Source organism: Citrobacter sp. S46_ASV_140 (genome assembly GCF_018919545.1).
Classification (GTDB): domain Bacteria; phylum Pseudomonadota; class Gammaproteobacteria; order Enterobacterales; family Enterobacteriaceae; genus Citrobacter; species Citrobacter braakii.
In genome coordinates this window covers 15,670-36,631 of sequence record NZ_JAHLRC010000014.1, presented here as the reverse complement: position 1 = coordinate 36,631, position 20,962 = coordinate 15,670, and the positions used below count along the sequence as shown (strand labels likewise).

Sequence of the window (20,962 nt, the reverse complement as noted above, 5' to 3'; positions counted from 1 at the left end):
AAAAACGCCTCGTCAAACATCGCTGACGATAACCCGGTAAGCCCGAGAGAAGGGGATTTAGAAGTTAGCTTCGCTCAAGCAGAAGTTATCGCAGCACGATACCGATAACGCTTGAGCACTGGCGATCGCCAAAAGCATGTGAAACGATAAAACGTTCACAGTACAGCATAAGTATCCTCCTTATTATTTTCCAAATGTTAATCGATGGTGAAAGTGTAATCGTAAGTCACGCAGTCGCGCAAGTTCTGAGCGCCCGGCAGCAACGTGCCGCCGGGCAAACCGTCAGATAGAGGTACGACGGTAGTCGCGGTATTCTGCCTGCCAGAAATTATCGTCAATCGCCTGTTGCAGCGCTTCGGCGGAGGTTTTCACCGCCACGCCTTGCTGCTGGGCCATTTTACCGACGGCAAACGCGATGGCGCGGGAAACGGTCTGAATATCTTTCAGCTCAGGTAACACCAGTCCTTCGCCGTTGAGCACCAGCGGTGAATACTGCGCCAGTGTTTCACTGGCTGACATCAGCATTTCATCAGTGATACGCGATGCGCCAGAGGCAATTACCCCCAGACCAATACCCGGGAAGATATAGGCGTTGTTACATTGGGCAATGGGATAGATTTTCTCTTTCCACAGTACCGGTGCGAACGGGCTACCGGTCGCAACCAGCGCGTTACCCTCGGTCCAGGCGATAATATCCTGTGGCGTGGCTTCTACGCGGGAAGTCGGGTTAGACAGCGGCATGACGATCGGACGCGGGCAATGCTTATGCATTTCGCGAATGATCTCTTCGGTAAACAGGCCGGTCTGTCCGGAAACACCAATCAGGATGTCCGGCTTAACGTTGCGTACCACATCGAGTAACGACAGCACATCTTCTTGCGTATCCCAGTGCTGCAGATTTTCGCGTTTTTGCACCAGTTTGGTCTGGAAAGAGAGCAGGTTCGGCATCTTATCGGTTAACAGGCCGAAGCGATCGACCATAAACACGCGTTGACGCGCCGCTTCTTCGCTTAAACCTTCACGCTGGATTTGCGCGATGATCTGCTCGGCAATTCCGCAACCGGCGGAACCTGCCCCGAGGAAGACAATGTTCTGTTCGCTTAACTGGCTACCGGCAGCACGGCTGGCCGCAATCAGCGTGCCAACGGTCACCGCAGCGGTACCCTGAATATCGTCGTTAAACGAGCAAATTTCATCGCGATAGCGGGTCAACAGCGGCATGGCGTTTTTCTGTGCGAAGTCTTCAAACTGCAACAGCACGTCCGGCCAGCGATGCTTCACGGCCTGGATGAATTCATCGACAAATTCGTAGTATTCATCATCGGTGATACGCGGATTACGCCAGCCCATATACAGCGGATCGTTGAGCAGTTGCTGGTTGTTGGTTCCGACGTCCAGTACCACCGGCAGGGTGTAGGCCGGGCTGATCCCACCACACGCGGTATACAGCGACAGTTTACCAATTGGAATACCCATCCCGCCGATCCCCTGATCGCCAAGACCCAAAATACGTTCCCCATCGGTGACAACGATGACCTTGATATTGTGGTTAGGAACGTTTTGCAGGATATCGTCCATATTGTGGCGGTTCTGATAAGAGATAAACACGCCGCGCGCGCGACGATAAATCTCGGAGAAACGCTCACAGGCCGCGCCGACCGTTGGGGTATAGATAACCGGCATCATCTCATCAAGGTGATTATGCACCAGCCGGTAAAACAGGGTTTCGTTGGTGTCCTGGATGTTGCGCAGGTAAATATGTTTATCGATTTCGGTTTTGAATCCCTGATATTGGATCCAGGCGCGTTCAGCCTGTTCTTCAATCGTCTCGACCACTTCTGGCAGTAACCCCAGCAGGTTGAAGTTACGGCGTTCTTCCGCACTGAAAGCACTCCCTTTATTCAGTAAAGGGAATTCCAGCAGAACCGGGCCAGCGTAGGGGATGTAAAGGGAACGCAGTTTTTTAGTTTCGTTTTCCATGTCACTCACTCTTTTTTGAATAACCGTCCCTGGCACTCTTTATGATCGTATGTGGCCTGTCCGCCAGGGAAACGGCCGAAGTATAAAGCATTGTGAATGGGTTAAGGGGTTTTATAAGCAAAAACACCACTGCGGTTGCAATGGTGTTTATCTCGTTATTCAGTCAGACGTGCGAAAGGCTATTTGCCGTCAGCGCGGCGCTTTCTTCCGGTAGGATTATTGACCACGTTGGTTTTGTCACCTTCGGTCACGACTTTGCGTTGGTTTGAGATTTTGTGGTCCAGTCCGAGAATATGACGGGCCTGACGGTTCGATTTCATTCTAACTCCTTAATCCTGTTACTGGTTTCAAGGGCGAGTCCGTATGAGAACGGACGAAATACAACCTGATAGAAAGCCGATGTTGAAAATAGCGGCTTTCTGGATGGTCGGTCATTTCAGCTGAAAGGTCAATGCTTAAGCGGCAAATGAGAACTATCCCGTATGTGCCATGCTTTTTCTCAGCCGTCCTATACTTGTAACTCCAACGACAACACAGGAGAGCGGTAATGACTATCCATAAGAAAGGTCAGGCACACTGGGAAGGCGACATTAAGCGCGGTAAAGGTACCGTGTCGACCGAAAGTGGGGTGTTGAATCAGCAACCGTATGGGTTTAATACCCGATTTGAAGGGGCGAAAGGCACCAATCCTGAAGAGTTGATTGGCGCGGCGCATGCAGCCTGCTTCTCAATGGCGCTTTCGCTCATGCTGGGCGAAGCGGGTTTTACCCCAGATGCCATTGATACCACTGCCGATGTTTCTCTGGATAAAGTGGATGCCGGATTTGCTATCACCAAAGTCGCGCTACACAGTCAGGTGAGCGTCCCGGGGATAGATGCCGCCACGTTTGACGGCATCATCCAGAAAGCAAAAGCCGGCTGCCCGGTATCACAGGTACTGAACGCGGAAATCACGCTGGATTATCAGTTAAAATCGTAAAGAAGGTGTGCCGGATGCGACGGGGTCTTATCCGGCACCAGATATCTTTATTGCGCCACCCAGCCGCCATCCATATTCCACGCCACACCACGCACCTGCGACGCCCCGTCTGAGCACAAAAATAGCGCAAGCTCACCCAACTGTTGCGGCGTGACGAATTCGCGCGACGGCTGTTTTTCCGCCAGCAGGGCGTCACGCGCGGCGTCAGGCTCAGCGCCTTCGGCAATACGTTTATCGATTTGCTGCTGGACCAACGGCGTAAGCACCCAACCGGGGCACAGCGCATTGCAGGTAATACCCGTCTGCGCGGTCTCCAGCGCAATGGTTTTGGTTAATCCCACCACGCCGTGCTTCGCCGCCACATAGGCGGATTTCTCTTTTGAGGCCACCAGGCCATGAACAGAAGCGATATTGATGATGCGTCCCCAGTTACGCGTACGCATGCCGGGAAGCGCCAGGCGCGTGGTGTGAAAGACAGAAGAGAGGTTAATGGCGATAATCGCGTTCCATTTATCAACCGGGAAGGTCTCCACTGGTGAAACATGCTGGATCCCGGCATTGTTGACCAGAATATCCACACCGCCAAATTCGCTATCGGCATAGCGCATCATGTCGGCAATTTGCGCTTCATCGCTCAGGTCCGCGCCATGATAGCCCGGCGTTTTGCCATACTGCGCAATGGCATCTTTGGCGGCTTCCACATCACCAAATCCGTTAAGGATCAGGGTAGCGCCCGCTTGCGCCAGCACCTGTGCGATGCCTAATCCAATACCGCTGGTAGAGCCGGTAATCAGAGCGGTTTTTCCCGTTAAGTTCATGATGATTCTCCTTAAACAATTCCGGTGGTGTAGAAGACGCCGATAACAAACAGCACGGCCAGACTTTTAATTACGGTAATGGCGAATATCCCGCCGTACGCCTGACGATGGCTAAGACCGGTTATGGCCAGCAGGGTAATGACCGCACCGTTATGTGGCAGGGTATCCATACCACCACTGGCCATTGACGCCACGCGGTGGAAGACCTCGAGGGGAATATTGGCGGCATGGGCGGCGGCAATAAAAGTGTCAGACATGGCGGCGAGGGCAATACTCATCCCGCCAGACGCTGAACCGGTGATCCCGGCAAGCGTAGTGATGCTGATAGCCTCATTGAGCAGCGGGTCGGGAATGGCTGCCAGCGCTTTTGACAGCACAAGGAAACCTGGCAGGGCGGCGATCACTGCGCCAAAACCGTATTCTGATGCGGTGTTCATGGCCGCGAGGATCGCGCCGCCAACCGCCGTTCGGCTCCCTTCCGCCAGGCGACCTTTAATGTTGCGATAGCCGAAGAGCACCACCAGCAGGATCCCAGAAATCAGCGCCGCTTCTACCGCCCAGATAGCGGTGATTTTACCGACTTCGGTGGTAATCGGTTTGGCAAGGCCCGGAAGTTCCAGTTGATGCGTAGCGCCATACCATTGCGGGATCCAGTGGGTAAACAGTAGGTTAAAAACGCCAACCAGGATCAGCGGAGAGATAGCAATTATCGGGTTCGGCAGGTTAATGTTATCCGGCGTTTCCGGCTCGTTTAACAGTTCAGTGCCATACCCTTCATTCTTTGCCTGCGCTTTACGACGCTGGCGCTCGAGATAAACCAGACCGACAACGATGATAAACAGAGAGCCGATCAAACCCAGCCAGGGCGCGGCCCAGGCGTTAGTTCCAAAGAAGCTGGTCGGAATAATGTTCTGGATCTGCGGCGTGCCTGGCAGAGCGTCCATGGTGAAGGAAAACGCGCCCAGCGCAACGGTGGCCGGGATCAGGCGCTTCGGAATATTACTCTGACGGAACAGCTCCGCCGCAAACGGATATACCGCAAATGCCACCACGAACAGCGATACGCCGCCGTAGGTCAACAGTGCACACACCAGCACAATCACAGGGATGGCGTGACGACGCCCGAGAATGTTGATGGCGGCGGCAACGATGGATCGAGAAAAACCCGATAACTCGATTAACTTGCCAAACACAGCGCCCAGTAAGAACACCGGGAAGTAAAGCTTCACAAAACCGACCATTTTTTCCATAAACAGGCCGGTGAAGGCAGGGCCGACGGCGCTGGGTTCGGTGAGCAATACAGCACCTAATGCCGCGATGGGGGCAAACAGGATGACGCTATATCCGCGATAGGCTGCCAGCATCAGCAGGCCCAACGCTGCCAGGGCGATTAATACACTCATCATGACTCCTCAATATCATTGTTATAGTGGGGTACAGAAAGAGAAGTTACGGTTTCAGGGCAAAGCGCAGCTGATGCTCTCTGCGTTGCTGGATATATTCCTTGCGCGAATCATCCCAGCGATAAAATCCCTGACCGCTGCGCAAACCGGTATCACCGTTAGCCACCTTGTCAGCGACCAGAGACATCATGTCGATCCCGGTTGCCAGCTCCGGTAGCAGATGCTGACAAATGTCCTGTACCGTAGAAAGTCCGGTCATATCCGCCGCCTCCAGCGGACCGACCATCGCATAGCGACGACCGAGCGAGGCGCGCATTACCTGATCCACCACCTCTGCGCTGGCGATCCCGCTTTTTACGATATGCAACGCTTCACGCAGCAGAGCAAACTGCAGGCGATTACCGACAAACCCCGGCGCGGCGCGGTCGAGCACGACGGCTTCCAGTTGCATCGAAAGCAGCAGTTGTTGCAGCTCCTGCAGATATTCCGGCTTCGTGGCCGTGCCGGGTACAATCTCAACCAGTGGAATAAAATGCGGCGGGTGCCAGAAATGGGCGATTAACAACCGCTCAGGATGGGCGAGCTTTTCTGCCAGCGCATCCGGCGGCAGGCCGCTGGTGTTACTGGCAATGACGGCCTCAGGCGCGATCAGTGCTTCCAGTTGTGCATACAACGCGTGCTTGAGTTCGAGTCGCTCCGGGATGGCTTCGATCAGTAACCCGCACGCGGCAATATCGTGCAGCGAGGTAGTGCCATGCAGACGACTCACAGCCTGTTCTTTGTCGTTTTTAGGAAACTGTTCGGTGGCAATCAGTTCATCCAGAATACCGCTGGCAACTGCGCCAATGTCTGCAATACGGTTGCTATCGGTGTCGTACAGCCAGACATCGTGACCATAACGGACGAAGTGGGTGGCAATACCAACACCCATTAAACCCGCGCCCAGTACGCTGATATGCTTAGTTTTCATGAGATACCTCCTGCGGGCGCTCAACCGCCAGCGCCACCCCCTGACCGCCGCCTACGCACAGCGTAGCCAACCCTTTGGCGGCGTTACGGCGGGCCATTTCGTGCAGCAAAGTCACCAGAATTCGGCAACCTGACGCCCCAATGGGATGGCCCAGCGCAATCGCGCCGCCGTTTACGTTCACCCGATTGCTGTCCCAGTTCAGGGATTCGCCAACCGCCAGCGCTTGCGCGGCAAAGGCTTCGTTGGCTTCAATGAGATCGACATCATTCAACGTCCAGCCAGCTCGCTTCAGGCACTGAAGTGATGCCTCTACCGGCCCAATGCCCATAATCGCAGGGTCGACGCCGGAGACAGCGTAGCCCGCCACTCTGGCAAGAACCGGCAGATTGAGTTCTGCTGCTTTGGCGGCGCTCATCAACATCACCGCGGCGGCGCCATCGTTGATTGAAGAGGCATTCCCGGCGGTCACCGTGCCGTTACCTGGGCGAAACGCTGGTTTGAGCTGCGCCAGCTTTTCAGCCTGCGTATCCGGACGAGGCTGTTCGTCACGATCCACGACACGCGGCGGTTTTTTGCCCTGCGGGACGCTGACTGGCGTGATTTCCGCGCTAAAACGACCGGCTTCAATGGCGGCGGCTGCTTTTTGCTGTGAGCGCAGTGCAAAGGCGTCCTGCTGCTCGCGACCGATCACGAACTTATCCGCCAGATTTTCCGCGGTAATCCCCATGTGATAGTCGTTAAACGCATCCCACAGACCGTCATGCACCACGCTGTCTTTCATGCTGGCATGACCGAGCCGCAGTCCCGCCCGGGCGCCGTCGAGGAAATAGGGCGCATTGCTCATGCTCTCCTGCCCACCGGCAATCACAATTTGCGCATCGCCGCAGCGAATCGCCTGGACCGCCTGATGCACAGCCTTCATACCCGAGCCGCACACCAGATTCAGGGTTAACGCGGGCGTGGTGACCGGCAGTCCTGCGCGTAACGCTGTTTGCCTGGCAGGGTTCTGGCCGCAGCCTGCCGTCAGAACCTGGCCGAAGATCACTTCGTCAATTTGCGCAGGTACCACGGCGGTTTTTTCCAGCAGCGAACGGATCACTACTGAACCTAGTTCAACCGCGGAAAGCGGAGCCAGCGCGCCATGAAAACTGCCAATTGGGGTGCGCGTTGCCGCGACAATAACAACATCCTGCATGGTCAGCTCCTCAGCTAAAGTGCATTTCGGGGACATTTTCGGGAACAATCAGCTTGCCGGCAGTTCTGGAGACAATTTCATCGACGCTGATGCCCGGCGCTCGCTCGCGCAGAATGAACGCCCCGTCGGCAATCTCCAGCAACGCCAGATCGGTAAGCACACGTTTAATACAGGCCACGCCGGTCAGCGGCAGGGTGCAGGCGGGAAGCAGTTTCGACTCGCCGCTTTTAGAGGCATGCGTCATCACCACGATGATGTTGTCGGCTCCGGCAACCAAATCCATCGCGCCGCCCATGCCTTTCACCATTTTTCCGGGGATCATCCATGAGGCGATATTGCCGTTAACATCCACTTCAAACGCGCCGAGCACCGTCAGGTCGACGTGACCGCCGCGGATCATGGCGAAGGATTGCGCCGAGTCGAAGATTGCCGCGCCTTTGCGCGCCGTCACGGTCTGTTTCCCGGCGTTGATCATGTCAGCATCAATTTCATCTTCCGTGGGAAACGGGCCCATACCCAGCAAGCCGTTTTCCGATTGCAGCATTACGTCCATGCCTTCAGGAATGTAGTTCGCCACCAGAGTAGGAATACCAATCCCAAGGTTGACGTAATAACCGTCTCGCAGCTCGCGGGCGACACGCATCGCCATTTGTTCACGCGTTAACATGGTCAGGCTCCTTTCTGGCGCAGGGTGCGTTGTTCAATACGTTTTTCAAACTGCCCCTGGATAATGCGGTTAACGTAAATTCCGGGGGTGTGAATTGCGGCGGGGTCCAGCTCTCCGGGAGGGACAATTTCTTCAACTTCCACGACGGTAATACGCCCAGCGGCGGCCATCAGCGGATTAAAATTTTGTGCAGTGTGGCGATAAATAACGTTGCCGTACCAGTCGGCTTTCCAGCCTTTAACCAACGCAAAATCACCGGTTATCGCCTGCTCTAAGATGTAAGGGCGTCCGGCAAACTCGCGAACTTCTTTCCCTTGCGCGACCGGGGTTCCGTATCCGGTCGCGGTAAAGAATGCCGGGATCCCCGCGCCGCCCGCGCGCAGCTGCTCAGCCAGCGTGCCTTGCGGCGTCAGGATAGCTTCCAGTTCACCGCTGAGAACCTGCTGCTCAAACAGGGCGTTTTCACCTACATAAGATGCGACCACTTTGCGTACCTGGCGCGTTTCCAGCAGAACGCCAAGGCCAAAACCATCCACGCCGCAGTTGTTTGACACAACCGTAAGCCCCTGAACCTCCCGACGGCGTACTTCGGCAATCAGGTTCTCAGGGATCCCACATAAGCCAAAACCGCCCGCCAGCAGCGTCATGTTATCGGTCAGTCCTGCCAGCGCCTCTTGATAGGTGGCAACCCGTTTATCCAGTCCAGCCATACACTTGCCCCTCCTGTTGTCCTTGCCGACATCATTGGGGGTGAAAAATGATTTGTTAATTTTAAATTTGTGACTCACTCATTGGGTTTTTTTATCAATTTAATGTTAATTAAAGGTATTCAACAAGTTAAAGGAATGCGAAATGGGAATGAGCATCAAACAGTTACGCGCGTTTTTAGCGGTAGCTCACACTCTGAATTTTGCTCATGCCAGTGAAAGACTGAATATGTCGCAACCCGCTTTAAGCCTGGCGATTAAAGGACTGGAGGATTCACTGGGCGGGGCGTTACTGTTGAGAACCACCCGCAAAGTGACCCTGACGCAGGAGGGAGAAACGCTGCTCAACATGGGGCGACAACTGCTGGCGGACTGGGAGAATACGGAAGAGGCAATGCGTCAGCGCTTTACGCTGCAGCGCGGGAAAATCTCTATTGCCGCCATGCCCTCATTCGCCGCTAACGTCCTGCCATCGGTACTGAAAACGTTTCGTGATTCCTACTCCGGGATCAACGTAACGGTACATGACGTGATTAACGAACAAGTGATTGAGATGGTCAGTGAAGGGCGGGTGGAGATGGGCATTGCCTTTGAGCCGGACTCTTCAGGACATCTGCATTTCACCCCGCTCGGCGTGGATCGTTTTATCGCGATTGTTCCGCCGACATGCAAACTGGCGGGCCGGGATCGTATTGCGTGGCGCGAGTTACTGACGCTGGATTTTATCACCCTGCAACGTCCTTCTGCCGTGCGCCTGATGCTGGAAGAACAGCTGGTGCAAAGTGGGCATACGCTGGAAGTGGCGCTGGAGAGCCATCAACTGGTGACGGTTGGTCGCCTGGTGGCGAGCGGACTGGGCGGCAGCGCCGTGCCCGCATTGTGCCGTACGCAAATGACAGAGCTGGGCGCAACCTGTATCGATCTGGATACGCCGGTGATCCAGCGTCGGATCGGCGTTTTGCGTTCGGCGCATCATAAGTTATCTACCGCTTCTGAAGTGCTGGTGGATTCACTGAAAAAGGCGTATTGCACCTGACTCTCACGCAATACGCCAACTGCTCAGCTCATGCAACCGCCCGCCAGCAGCGAACTTCACCACCGCTATCACTTTTCAGCAATGCCTGTTTCTTCTCACAGCCGCTGGTTGCCAGTGGGCACCTGTCACGGAAAAAACAACCCTGGGGCAGCGTTCGGTTCCCCGGTAGTTCGGTTTTCCGTAACACCAAATCCTCCGCCAGCGGTGCTCCCGTTTTAGGGACCGAATCCAGCAATAATCGCGTGTAGGGATGGGCGGGCTGCGTGAGTACCTGCTGCGCATCGCCCAGCTCAACAATTTGCCCGAGGTACATCACCGCCACGCGGTCGCTCATATGGCGGACCACCGACACGTTGTGCGAGATCAGCACGTAGGTCAGGTTTCTGCGCGCCTGCAATGACACCAGCAGATTGAGAATTTGCGCCTGCACGGAGATATCCAGCGCCGAAGTAGGTTCATCGAGCACAATCACGTCCGGCTCTGATGACAACGCCCGGGCGATGGCAATACGCTGGCGCTGTCCACCGGAAAACGCATGCGGCAGGCGGTCGAGATATTCAGGACGAATTCCCACTTGTCGCGCCAAATCTTCAGCAAGCATACGGCGCTCACGTTCTGCAGGACGTTTTTGGATCCACACCGGTTCGGTGATAATCCGCCATACCGGTAAGCGCGGATCCAGCGATGAAAGGGGATCCTGAAAGACCATTTGCATACCGGTATGCTGCTTGTCATCACGGCGCGCATAGCTGCCCTGACTGGGTTTCAGCATCCCCATCAGCAGTTGCGCCAGCGTACTTTTTCCACAACCGGACTCGCCAACAATCCCCAGCGTTTCCCCCTGACGGATCTGTAAATCCAGACCATTGAGGGCATGCACCCGTTCCGTTACCTTGCCGAGCCAGTTTTTACGCGCAGGGAAGTTGACATGAACATTCTGCAGCGCCAGTAAAAAATCAGACATGTGTTGTCTCCAGTTGCGGATACCAGCAGGCAGATTGTTGATCCCCGCCTCCCTGACTGCGTAACGCAGGTGTTTCTTCACAACGGGGGCCAGCGGCAAAGCAGCGCTCGCGAAACGCGCATCCCGTCGGTAAGCAGGTTAAGTTCGGCACGGTGCCGGGAATGGCGGGCAGCAATGCGCGCGGCGCGCCGTGCTCCGGCGCGCATTTCAGCAGACCAATGGAATAGGGATGCGTCGGGCGTTGAATAACGGTTTGCGTTGGGCCACTCTCAATCACGCTTCCGGCATACATGACGTACAACCGGTCGCATAACTGTGAAACCACCGCCATATCATGGCTGATAAATAACACGGCTGTCCCGCTGGCTCGCGCTTTTAACTTCAGCAAACGCAGCACCTGCAGTTGCACCGTGACGTCCAGAGCGGTGGTCGGTTCATCGGCAATAATAAGCTCCGGTTCACACGAAAAGGCCAGCGCTATCATTACGCGCTGGCGCATCCCGCCGGAAAGCTCAAACGGGAAACGCTTCATGACTTCCGCCGCGTCCGGGATTTGCATCTCCTGGAGTAAAGCGATGGCTTTCTGACGGGCATCCGTGCGGCTTAATGCCTGATGATGGCGGATAACCTCCACCATTTGCTGACCGATGCGTCGGGTCGGATTCAGCGCCGTCATGGGTTCCTGAAAGATCATCGCTACGCGTGCGCCGCGCCATTGGCGCATTTGCTTCTCGCTGGCATTGAGCACATCTTCCCCCAGCAGCGAAACGCGTCCCTGGTGGATATGATAACTGCCTTCCGGCAGCAGACGCATGGTGAGCATGGCCGTCACGGACTTACCGGAACCGGACTCACCAACCACGCCAACGATTTCTCCGCGGTTGATATGCAGCGATACATGGTTAAGCGCATGCACGTCAGCTTTATAGCCGGGAAAACTCAAATGCAAATCTTCGATTTCCAGCACAGGTTGTGTCATGACTGTTTTCCTCCGGCTTTCGGGTCAAGCAGATCGCGAATACCATCGCCAAAGAGATTAAAGCCCACGGCGGTAATCAGAATGGCGGCGCCGGGGAAAGCGCAATACCACCACTGATCAAGCACATAATTACGGCCTATTGCGACCATCGCTCCCCATTCAGCGCTGGGTTGCTGTGCGCCCAGACCGATAAATCCGAGCGTGGCGGCCATCAGGATCGCACTGCCGATATCCAGCGACGCTTGCACAATTAGCGGGGGCAGAGAGTTACGTAAAATGTGCCAGCTAATCAGATGCCAGCGTGATGCGCCGTAGGTCCGCGCCGCCTGCACATAGGTAAACTGGCGCACTACTAACGTTTGACCGCGTGCGAGGCGCACATAAAACGGAATACGTACGATAGCAATCGCCAGCATGGCGTTAAACAGGCTTGGACCCAACGCGGCGGCCAGCGCCATCGTCAGCACCAGCGAGGGAATGGACAGCATAATGTCCATTATTCGCATAATAATTGCATCGGCGCGTCCGCCCATGACGCCAGACAAACAGCCCAGCAGCGAACCCAATCCCCCGGCGATACCCACCACGACCAGCCCCGCAACGACCGATTGTTGGCTACCCACCAGAACGCGGCTGAATAGATCGCGGCCGACTTCATCGGTACCAAACCAGTGAGCGGCTGACGGGGGCAGCAGGCGTGCACTCAAATTGATGGCATTAGGGTCGTGAGGGGTTATCCACGGCGACAGCACCATCAGCAGCAGTATCAACACAATGATGACCCCGCCAACCAGCGTCAGCGGGCTGCTTTTCATCATCCAGAACAGTTTAGCCCAGTCCGTGCGACGGCGTGTTGTCTGAGGCGCGGCTGGCGTTTCTTGTGTGAGCATCATTGTGCGTCTCCGCGTCCAATTCGTGGATCGATCCACAAGTAGAGTAAATCCACCACTAGGTTAACCAGCACATAGGCGAAAGAGACCACCACGGCAAATCCCATTACCGCCGGGAAGTCGAGCGCCTGAATCGACGTCACCACCCAGGCGCCCATTCCCGGCCAGGCGAAGACCGTTTCAGTCAGCACCGCACCGTAGAGCAGATCGCCCAATGCCAGGCCGAGAACGGTTATCGAGGGGATAAGCGCATTTGGCAACGCGTAACACAACACGATGTACCAGCCCGGCAACCCGCTGGCATGAGCGGTGCGAATGTAATCTTCACTCAGTTGCTCCAGCATGGCGGAGCGAATCTGGCGGGCAACGATCCCCAGGTGCACAAAGGCCAGCGTCAGTGATGGCAGGATCAGGTGCTGAAGCGCATTGAAAAAGACTTCGCCATTGCCTTCCAGCAGTGCATCAATCAGATAGAACCCGGTGACGTGAGTTGGCGGATCCAGCCAGTCGTCTAAACGTCCACCGCCGGGTAAAATTTGCAGATGACCATAAAACAGCACGATAACCCCCAGCCCCAGCCAGAATGCTGGCGTGGAGATACCGGTGATCGCCATCAGACGAACGAGGTGATCAAGCCAGCGGTTGCGCCAGACCGCAGATAAAATGCCCAAAGGAATACCGATAACCAGCGCCAGCAACAAGGAGCAGAAAGCCAGCTCAAGGGTGGCGGGGAAGAAGATGCGCAGCTCATCCAGCACCGGACGTCCGGTGCGAATAGAGGTGCCTAAATCGCCGTGAAAAATGTCGCTGACATAGCGAAAAAACTGGACATACAGCGGCTGGTTCAGCCCCAACTGTTGGCGAATATTTTCGACAATTTCATCACTGGCGCGATCGCCCGCCAATAGCCGCGCGGGGTCGCCAGGTATCAGGTGCGAAATAATAAAAGTGATTACGCAAACACCGATAACCACCAGAATAAGTCCCCAGCATCGCTGGCGTAAAATGCTCCAGAACGTCATTAGCTTCCCCTTGCGGAGCCAGAGCGGCTCCGCATTAACGTGGCTTATTTACTCATGGTGGAGATATTGAAGACCTGTTCCAGCATGGGGTTGAATACAAATCCTTTGACGTCTTTGTTCATCGCCAACTGATAGTTTTTCTGGAATAAATAGACGTAGGCGGCTTCATCAATCACGATAGTTTGCGCCTGCTGGTAGTCATTGGTTCTGGCAACCTGATCGGTCGTGGCCAGCGCGCTACGCAGTAGCTTATCGACCTCACCGTTTTCATAGAACGAACGGTTACCCGGCAAGCCTTTCTTATCTGACTCAAACCAGTAGTTCATAAACATGTACGGATCGGCGAAATCAGGGCTCCAGTTGCCAATGGCAATGTCGTAATCTCCTTTGCCCACGCGGTCACGCATGGTGGCGTTAGCCAGTTTTTCCAGCTTCACCTTAATGCCCAGTTTGCCAAGGCTTGCCTGGGTCGCGAGCGCGATAGGTTCCCAGTTAGGGTCATTATCCGAGTACAGGAAGCTCAGGCTGTCAGGTTTGGTGGCAACTTTCTCCCACGCCGCTTTCGCTTTGGCTTCATCGAAACTGTACTGCATGGCCTTGTCGTCAAAACCCCACATGCCTTCAGGGATCGGACCTCGCATTTGCTTACCGTTGCCGCTCAGGATCCCGTTTACCATGCCTTTATAATCGGTGGCCCACGAGATGGCGCGGCGTAAATCCACCTGATTGAGCGGCGCTTTACTGTTATTCAGATACAGATAGGTCACGCGCAACGAGGGATAATCCGCCACGTTAACTTTGCCTTCCTGTTTTAAGGTGGCAAGCTGATCGACCGGAAGCGCATCGGCAATGTCGATATCACCCCGCGACAATTGCAGACGGCGAGAGGCGCTTTCACCGATGATTTTTACCGAAACCCGCTTAAACGCCGGTTTTGCACCGGCATAATATGGGTTAGGAACCAGTACCAACTGCTGTCCCTTTTGCCAGCTTTTGAGCATGAAGGGACCAGAGCCTGCCGTATTCTGCGCCAGGAATCCGCGGGCATCGTCTGCGGCATGCTCTTTTAAGACGGCCGGGTTAATAATTGAGGCCCCGTCATTGGCCAGCGTATACAGGAACGGCGCAAATGGCTGGCTGAGGGTAAACTTCACCGTATTGTTATCGATAGCCTCGACCTTCAGATCTTTCGGGAACGCTTCTGCAGGCCCCTGGCCGATTTTGAGCAGGCGTTCAAAAGATTGCTTTACCGCATCAGCCGTCACCGGCGTTCCGTCGGCGAATTTGGCATCGTTTTTCAGGATAAACGTCCACTCTTTCTGGTCGTCAGAGGCCTTCCAGCCGCTGGCCAAATCGCCTTCAACTTCCGTGGAACCTTTACCGCCATCCGTTTTGTACTGAACCAGCCGCTGATAAGAGGGATAGGTGACCGTCCAGTCGTTGTTATCGATGGTCACGGCGGGATCGAGCGTCTGCGGATCGGCAGCTTTGCCGATCACCAGCATATCTTTGGGAACGGCGGCCTGCGCAGCGGGCAGGGCAAACGCCAGCGCAACGGCTATCAGAGCGGGGCGAAAAAACGCGTTTAACGCAGGTGTAGTCTTCATAACCAGGCTCCAGAATTAAAGGGAATGTTGTGTTGTTATAGGTGTGACAGTGTAACAATCTATCTGATCGTCAAGCAGCGGATAGCGGGCGGCATCAGGTAATTCAAAATGCCACCACTCGCTGGTGATACCGACAAAACCGCCGCCGAACATAATGGCATTGAGCAGCAGGCGGTTGCGCTGCGCAGCCGGAGGAACAGAAGGGTGCCAGGCATGGGAACGGTCGTGCATCTCATCAAAGCCCGCGCCCATATCGAGAAGATTGCCACGATCGTCCATTAGCGTAACGTCAATGGCCGTCCCGCGGCTGTGATTAGATCCTATCGCTACATCGACAACATACTGAGGATCCGGACACGCATTCCACAGCACCGCCTGCGCCTGCTGCGGGCGATACGCGTCGTATACCACAAGTTTCAGGCCCGCCAGTTGCGCAATACTGATGCTTTTCGCCAGCGCAGTGACCGCCTCGGTGTGCAACAGGCAACGAGCTTCCCGGTAGATAGGGGCGCCGGTAATGTTGTCTGCCGTAGCGTATTTAAGATCGATATGTAGCGACGGGAATATCACCGACAGATCGACCAGTTCTGGGGTTTCTGACATAGCACGTTTCCTGTTTATTGTTCGAATTGACCAAATTGTTGTTGTAACTGGCGATTGGTTTGCAGGCGTTCTGCGAGGGAGTCACCCAGTTGTGCCACCACCGCAGAGAGTAATAAGTTGAACAGACAGCTCACCGGAGCCAGTGAGTCCCAGAAATGTCCGGTGTCAGTTTTCACCTGAAGTAAGTCAATGGAATAGTCTCTGGCCCACGGGCACCACACATCGGTGATTAACGCCAGCGGAATGCAGCGTTCTGTGGCAACGCGGCAATATTGTCGCGAGATAGCGGAATAGGCGCGCATATCGGTGATCACCACGTAAGGCTGGGTGAATCCTGAATTCAGCGACTCGACCCAACTGCCGGAAAGCCCTTCGGAGTAGCTGACTTTAGGCCGCAGGTATTCCAGGTGACTGAAAAAGGCGTTAGCGATCCCGCGGGTGGACTGGATCCCAAGGATATACACGGCTTCCGCATGCGCCAGCCGCTGCGCTATGCGTAAAAACGTTTCGCCTTGCGCGAGTTGATAGACATAGGTAATGGCGTCGATTTCCAGTAACAGCGACTGCTGCGCGCGATCTGGCAGGCTTTGTTGCTGGTGCCAGGAGTCCAGCCGCTCGTTCATCCCCCAGGGTTGATAGGCGACGACGGGTAGCTCCCGCAGGCTGGCTTTTGCATCTTCCAGATTGCGAAAACCCAGTTTACGCAGATAGCGTCCAACGGTAATGCCGCTGGTTCCGGTTGCTTTAGCAATACCATCCGCGGTTTCAAAAGGGATCTGCACAGCATGGGCTAACAGCCACCCGGCCACGCGCTTTTCGCTGGGCGTCAGTTGGCTAAAGGTCTGCTCTATGCGGGTAAATAACTCCGGTTTCGCTGTCATTACCTTCTCGCTGTTAATTGTTTGTCAGAGTACGGTTCACTGTTAGCAAATTAACAATGCAGGACGCGTGCCATGTTAGTAACAGCGGCACGCCGACCATTTTTGTTAAAAATCAGCCCATATCCGTTAACTAATGATCAACATTTGTGCAGCGTAGTTCAGTTTTGGTGCAGCGACAGGGGAAGAGGGGTATGAATCTGCTGATTTCGTCGGAACGATCACATTGTGGTCACGTTTTACGCCCAGACATCAGAATCAGTAATGTGAAATATAAATTTCAGCCATATCAATGGTGGCAATCTTTATTCTTATGACGTTAGGGGTATTATTTTTTGCGAACTACATTAACGGTTTGAAGCGCAAGTGTAGATATTATTTATATTATAAATGGAGTACTACAATGAATAAATTCTCCCTTTCTACAGCAGGTATTCTGGTCGCAGCGCTGTTAACCAGTGTCAGCGTCAATGCAGCAACTGATAACGCTAAAACTGAAGTGACTCCAAAAGGCATGAATTGCCAGGAGTTTATTGATTTGAACCCGCAAACTATGGCCCCGGTGGCTTTCTGGGTGCTCAATGAAGACGAAGATTTCAAGGGTGGCGATTACGTAGACTATAACGAAACCGTGACGACTGCAGTTCCTCTGACTGTTGAACTTTGTAAAAAACATCCGCAGAGCGAATTAAGTAAAATAAAAGACGAAATCAAAAAAGAATTATCCAAATAAGATTAAGTCATTATTAAAACCCAGCCAAAGTGCTGGGTTTTGCTATTTGTGACAATGTCACCTATTTATTTTGTGATACTTAAGAAAACTTTATAAAGATATAAACGCCTGTGCCGATACTGGATAAAAGTTAGCCTTTTGCAGAAGGAGTTTGTATGGCCTGGTATCCTACTCGTATTTCAACGCGTTTAACCATCGGCGGCATTCTGCTGCTTGCAGTCACGACCCTTGTTATTGTGGTGATTATGCTCTGGCGTGGCCAACCGCGCGTCGTTGAAATCAACACCGCCCTGATCGAAGAAACAGGGCAAGGTTTAACCCGCCAGTTGAGTACCGTATTGTCCCGAATTGAAGGTGAGACCGTCAGCTTGTCACGACTGGCTGAGGTGCTGCCAAATGATGAATCTCTTTACCAAAGCGTCGTTCCGCATCTGATTGGTGAAGATAAAGATTCGATTATTACCGGCGGCGGCATCTGGCCAGAACCAGACGCTTTCACCGCAGGTGTGGAGAAAAGAAGCTTTTTCTGGGCGCGTAATGCTGAAGGTAAACTGGTGTATTCCAACGACTATAACGTCGAAGGGTCAAGCGGATACCACAATGAAAACTGGTATCAGCATGCCAAAGGGCATTCACAAAACAGTTGCTTATGGTCTGATGTCTACCAGGACGCCAGTACAGGCGTCAACATGGTGACGTGCAGCGTACCTTATCAACTGGCGGGCAAGTTTGCCGGTGTCGCCACCACCGATATTCGCCTGGATAACGTCGCCACTTTCATGCAGCAACAGGGAAACAGCACCGGTGGTTACGCGTTTGTGGTGGACAAGCAGGGACAAATCCTCTATTTCCCGCAGGCCGATCTGGCGAAATATAAAACCATTAACGATCTGGCGCAAAGCGCGCAATGGCTTATCCCGGTGGAAAACGGTCTGAAATCTCTGCGCCCAGCGGACGGGGTGAAAACGATTACGCTTGCAAATGATAACGTCCTGAATTCGGCTTCACGGGTGATGCTGTTCCCGATGGCGGATACCGGTTGGGTTGTTGGTCTTGCGACGCCTGAATCGCGTATCGTCGGCCTTGCCAAAGTGATGATGCAGGACGTGCTGGAAGTGTTGATCCCGATCATGACCCTGTTGCTGGTGGGATCCTGGCTGGTGGTTCGCCGACTGATTTCGCGTCTTGATGATACCCGTCAGGCTCTCGATGACATTGCGCAGGGAGAAGGCGATCTTACCCGTCGCCTGGATGTCCGTGGCAAAGATGAGATTTCCGCTATCGCCGAAGCGTTTAACCTGTTCGTCGATAAAATCTCAGCCATTCTGATCACTGTCAGAAGCAGTAGCGTAGTGGTGGCGAATAACGCTGTCAGCCTGGCAGACAGTAATATGGAACTTTCATCTCGCGTGACGCAACAGGCCGCTGCGCTGGAAGAGAGTTCGGCGGCGATGGAACAGTTAAATGCGACCGTTCATCAAAATGCCAGTAATACACAACTGGCGGATGAGCTCTCCGATAGCACCGCGCAAACGGCCAACCGCTGCGGCGATGTTATGCAGGGTGTTATCTCTACAATGGATAATGTCAGTGCCTCATCCGGCAGAATGGTGGAAATTGTCGCAGTTATCGACAGCATTGCGTTCCAGACCAATATTCTCGCCCTGAATGCCGCGGTTGAAGCCGCCAGAGCAGGTGATGCCGGGAGAGGGTTTGCCGTTGTGGCCTCCGAAGTGCGCACGCTGGCTCAGCGCAGTGCCACTGCCGCGCAGGAAATAAAAGCATTGATTGATGAATCCGTTTCTCATGTAGGTAGCGGAAGTCAGCAAATTCACAATGCGGGCGAACGTCTGGGAGAACTGGTCAGTAATGTACGTCAGGTACGTCAGTTAATGGGGGAAATACGCGTTGCGGGTGAAGAACAACGCAAGGGCGTTTCCGAAGTTACGCTGGCCGTTACCGAAATGGACAGCACCGTTCAGCAAAACGCCTCGTTAATAGATGATGCCGCCGCGCGAACGCAGGCGCTGAAAGAGGAGGCGGAACAGCTGGCGATGCTGGTCTCATCATTCAGATTGCCTGAGCCTTCAGTTGCCTGATGGATCGTTAAGAGCGTCCGTATAACCGGACGCTCTTGCGTTATAAATCCAATACGGACGACCATTAACGCCCCCAACGACTGCGAATATAGATCACAGCTTCCTGCGTTTGCGGCTGATTAAGGTAATCTTCGCGAAACAAAATTGTGCCGTTAATGTGCGGTTCAGACTCGTTCAGATCGAGCTGTTTTTTTAGCTCCGGCACGCCGCCTTTAACCGTCCAGTCAGGTTCTTTTCGCGACGGCTCACCGACTTTGTACAACGCCACCCCAATATACAGGCGGGTGTTGGTTGATTTGACGACATCTGCCCACCATTTCGCCAACACATCGTAACGCGCCGCATCGCGGGCAAAAGGCCAGTACAGCTGCGGGGCGATGTAGTCCAGCAAGCCTTGTTGCACCCAGCGGCGGGTGTCCGCATACGATTCATCATAGGCTGCCGCGCCGCGTGTGTCGGAGCCCGCCGGATCGTGCGAACGGTTACGCCACACGCCCGCAGGGCTGACGCCAAATTCAACTTCAGGTTTGAGTTTCTTGATGGTTCGTGAAACCTGAGCGATCAGGCGTTGCGTGTTATCGCGCCGCCAGTCAGCTTTGGAGACGAATCCCTGGCCGTATCTTCTGAAGGTCTGGCTGTCGTTGAGCGCAGAGCCGGGAGACTCGGTATAGAAGTAATCATCGAATTGCACGCCGTCAACCGGGTAATTCTCAACGACTTCAGCCACGATACTGGTTATCCAGTCACGCACTTCGGGAATACCGGGATCTAACACAAAACGCTCGCCCGAGGTACGGATCCAGTCCCTATGCAGGACATAAACGCTGGAAGGCGTCTGTGACAGCGTGTTGTTTAATTCGGTAACCGTTGCCGGTTTAGTGTTAACGGACACGCGGTAGGGGTTAAACCAGGCATGGACTTTCATTCCGCGTTTATGCGCTTCATCGAGCATAAACCGTAACGGATCGTAACCCGGATCCTGACCAATTTTACCGGTCAGGGTATCTGACCACGGCAAGATTGTAGATTGCCACAGCGCAGTGGCATCGGGCTTCACCTGGAAAAAAACGGTGTTAATACCAAGACGTTTCAGGTTATCCAGCTTGTCAGTCAGCGCCTTTTGCTGCTGGCTGATACGAACGGCAGGCGAGCTGATGTTGACGGATGAAATCGGCGGCCAGTCAAGACGCGAAACCGTTGCCAGCCAGATACCGCGCACCGGCTCCTTGCTCTGCTGCGGTTTGCCCACCGGGGGCAGTGGGGTGATTTTTGAACCGGGCGGCTGTGAAGAACAACTGCCAAGTAGCAACATACTGCCTACGAGCAGCGCAAACCATTTCATGTTGGTTCGCGGCAGCCTGGCTCGGGAACGGGCGAGAATATTCGCCAGTTTTTTCTGATAATTTGCTGAAATAAAACCGGATGCTGACAT

20 protein-coding genes are annotated in these 20,962 nt (G+C 54.2%); 4 read left to right on the top strand and 16 right to left on the bottom strand.

Annotation, left to right across the window (positions count from 1 at the left end; genetic code table 11):
* Positions 1-282: 282 nt before the first annotated feature.
* Both maeA and sra read right to left on the bottom strand, forming a co-directional pair.
* A complete protein-coding gene (gene maeA / locus KQJ19_RS06505; RefSeq protein WP_016153104.1) occupies positions 283-1,980 on the bottom strand; it encodes a malate dehydrogenase in 1,698 nt (565 codons plus the stop codon).
* Between the two features lie 179 nt (positions 1,981-2,159).
* Complete coding sequence (gene sra, locus KQJ19_RS06500; RefSeq protein WP_006684530.1) at positions 2,160-2,300, bottom strand: stationary-phase-induced ribosome-associated protein; 141 nt, start codon at positions 2,298-2,300, stop codon at positions 2,160-2,162.
* 227 nt (positions 2,301-2,527) lie between these two features.
* On the opposite strand from sra, the gene KQJ19_RS06495 reads away from it, so the two are divergent.
* Positions 2,528-2,959 carry an OsmC family protein gene (locus KQJ19_RS06495; protein WP_019076792.1) on the top strand — a complete coding sequence of 144 codons (432 nt, stop codon included), beginning with the start codon at positions 2,528-2,530 and terminating at the stop codon, positions 2,957-2,959.
* A 47-nt stretch (positions 2,960-3,006) separates the two neighbouring features.
* On the opposite strand, the gene KQJ19_RS06490 is transcribed toward KQJ19_RS06495, so the two are convergent.
* From KQJ19_RS06490 to KQJ19_RS06465, 6 genes are read right to left on the bottom strand one after another with little or no spacing between them, the layout of a single operon-like run.
* The gene (locus tag KQJ19_RS06490) at positions 3,007-3,777 is read right to left on the bottom strand and encodes a 3-hydroxybutyrate dehydrogenase (RefSeq protein ID WP_149381797.1); all 771 of its coding nucleotides are present in this window, start codon (positions 3,775-3,777) and stop codon (positions 3,007-3,009) included.
* Positions 3,778-3,788: 11 nt separating this feature from the next.
* Complete coding sequence (locus tag KQJ19_RS06485) at positions 3,789-5,183, bottom strand: GntP family permease (protein WP_196615732.1); 1,395 nt, start codon at positions 5,181-5,183, stop codon at positions 3,789-3,791.
* Positions 5,184-5,226: 43 nt separating this feature from the next.
* Positions 5,227-6,150 (bottom strand): 3-hydroxyacyl-CoA dehydrogenase family protein, encoded by a 924-nt coding sequence (locus KQJ19_RS06480; RefSeq protein WP_216403448.1) that lies wholly within the window; start codon positions 6,148-6,150, stop codon positions 5,227-5,229.
* Entirely contained in the window at positions 6,140-7,345 is a 1,206-nt protein-coding gene (locus KQJ19_RS06475) for an acetyl-CoA C-acetyltransferase (RefSeq protein WP_216403447.1), read from the bottom strand. Before KQJ19_RS06475 ends, KQJ19_RS06480 begins: the two co-directional genes overlap by 11 nt.
* Before the next feature lie 10 nt (positions 7,346-7,355).
* Positions 7,356-8,012, bottom strand: coding sequence for a CoA transferase subunit B (locus KQJ19_RS06470; RefSeq protein ID WP_103847926.1), 657 nt, complete (start codon positions 8,010-8,012; stop codon positions 7,356-7,358).
* Between the two features lie 2 nt (positions 8,013-8,014).
* On the bottom strand, positions 8,015-8,722 hold the full coding sequence (locus KQJ19_RS06465) for a CoA transferase subunit A (RefSeq protein ID WP_046276373.1): 708 nt from the start codon (positions 8,720-8,722) through the stop codon (positions 8,015-8,017).
* Positions 8,723-8,864: 142 nt separating this feature from the next.
* On the opposite strand from KQJ19_RS06465, the gene KQJ19_RS06460 reads away from it, so the two are divergent.
* Complete coding sequence (locus KQJ19_RS06460; protein ID WP_016153095.1) at positions 8,865-9,755, top strand: LysR family transcriptional regulator; 891 nt, start codon at positions 8,865-8,867, stop codon at positions 9,753-9,755.
* A 28-nt stretch (positions 9,756-9,783) separates the two neighbouring features.
* On the opposite strand, the gene KQJ19_RS06455 is transcribed toward KQJ19_RS06460, so the two are convergent.
* From KQJ19_RS06455 to KQJ19_RS06425, 7 genes are read right to left on the bottom strand one after another with little or no spacing between them, the layout of a single operon-like run.
* Positions 9,784-10,719, bottom strand: coding sequence for an ABC transporter ATP-binding protein (locus KQJ19_RS06455; protein ID WP_131345767.1), 936 nt, complete (start codon positions 10,717-10,719; stop codon positions 9,784-9,786).
* On the bottom strand, positions 10,712-11,698 hold the full coding sequence (locus tag KQJ19_RS06450) for an ABC transporter ATP-binding protein (protein WP_216403446.1): 987 nt from the start codon (positions 11,696-11,698) through the stop codon (positions 10,712-10,714). The genes KQJ19_RS06455 and KQJ19_RS06450 overlap by 8 nt, the downstream gene beginning before the upstream one ends.
* Complete coding sequence (gene ddpC, locus KQJ19_RS06445; protein WP_016156536.1) at positions 11,695-12,591, bottom strand: D,D-dipeptide ABC transporter permease; 897 nt, start codon at positions 12,589-12,591, stop codon at positions 11,695-11,697. The genes KQJ19_RS06450 and ddpC overlap by 4 nt, the downstream gene beginning before the upstream one ends.
* Complete coding sequence (locus KQJ19_RS06440; RefSeq protein WP_216403445.1) at positions 12,588-13,610, bottom strand: ABC transporter permease; 1,023 nt, start codon at positions 13,608-13,610, stop codon at positions 12,588-12,590. Before KQJ19_RS06440 ends, ddpC begins: the two co-directional genes overlap by 4 nt.
* 44 nt (positions 13,611-13,654) lie before the next feature.
* Positions 13,655-15,217: an ABC transporter substrate-binding protein gene (locus KQJ19_RS06435; protein WP_216403444.1), complete on the bottom strand. Its 1,563-nt coding sequence runs from the start codon at positions 15,215-15,217 to the stop codon at positions 13,655-13,657.
* A 15-nt stretch (positions 15,218-15,232) separates the two neighbouring features.
* Positions 15,233-15,820, bottom strand: a complete 588-nt coding sequence (gene ddpX / locus KQJ19_RS06430) for a D-alanyl-D-alanine dipeptidase (protein WP_016156534.1) — start codon at positions 15,818-15,820, stop codon at positions 15,233-15,235.
* Between the two features lie 14 nt (positions 15,821-15,834).
* Complete coding sequence (locus KQJ19_RS06425; protein ID WP_016156533.1) at positions 15,835-16,701, bottom strand: MurR/RpiR family transcriptional regulator; 867 nt, start codon at positions 16,699-16,701, stop codon at positions 15,835-15,837.
* 400 nt (positions 16,702-17,101) lie between these two features.
* On the opposite strand from KQJ19_RS06425, the gene hdeB reads away from it, so the two are divergent.
* A complete protein-coding gene (gene hdeB, locus KQJ19_RS06420; protein ID WP_003019999.1) occupies positions 17,102-17,431 on the top strand; it encodes an acid-activated periplasmic chaperone HdeB in 330 nt (109 codons plus the stop codon).
* A 155-nt stretch (positions 17,432-17,586) separates the two neighbouring features.
* Positions 17,587-19,530 carry a methyl-accepting chemotaxis protein gene (locus KQJ19_RS06415; RefSeq protein WP_137379748.1) on the top strand — a complete coding sequence of 648 codons (1,944 nt, stop codon included), beginning with the start codon at positions 17,587-17,589 and terminating at the stop codon, positions 19,528-19,530.
* A gap of 64 nt (positions 19,531-19,594) precedes the next feature.
* Here the strand turns inward: KQJ19_RS06415 and KQJ19_RS06410 are convergent, their stop codons facing one another.
* On the bottom strand, positions 19,595-20,962 hold the full coding sequence (locus KQJ19_RS06410; protein WP_216403443.1) for a glycoside hydrolase family 10 protein: 1,368 nt from the start codon (positions 20,960-20,962) through the stop codon (positions 19,595-19,597).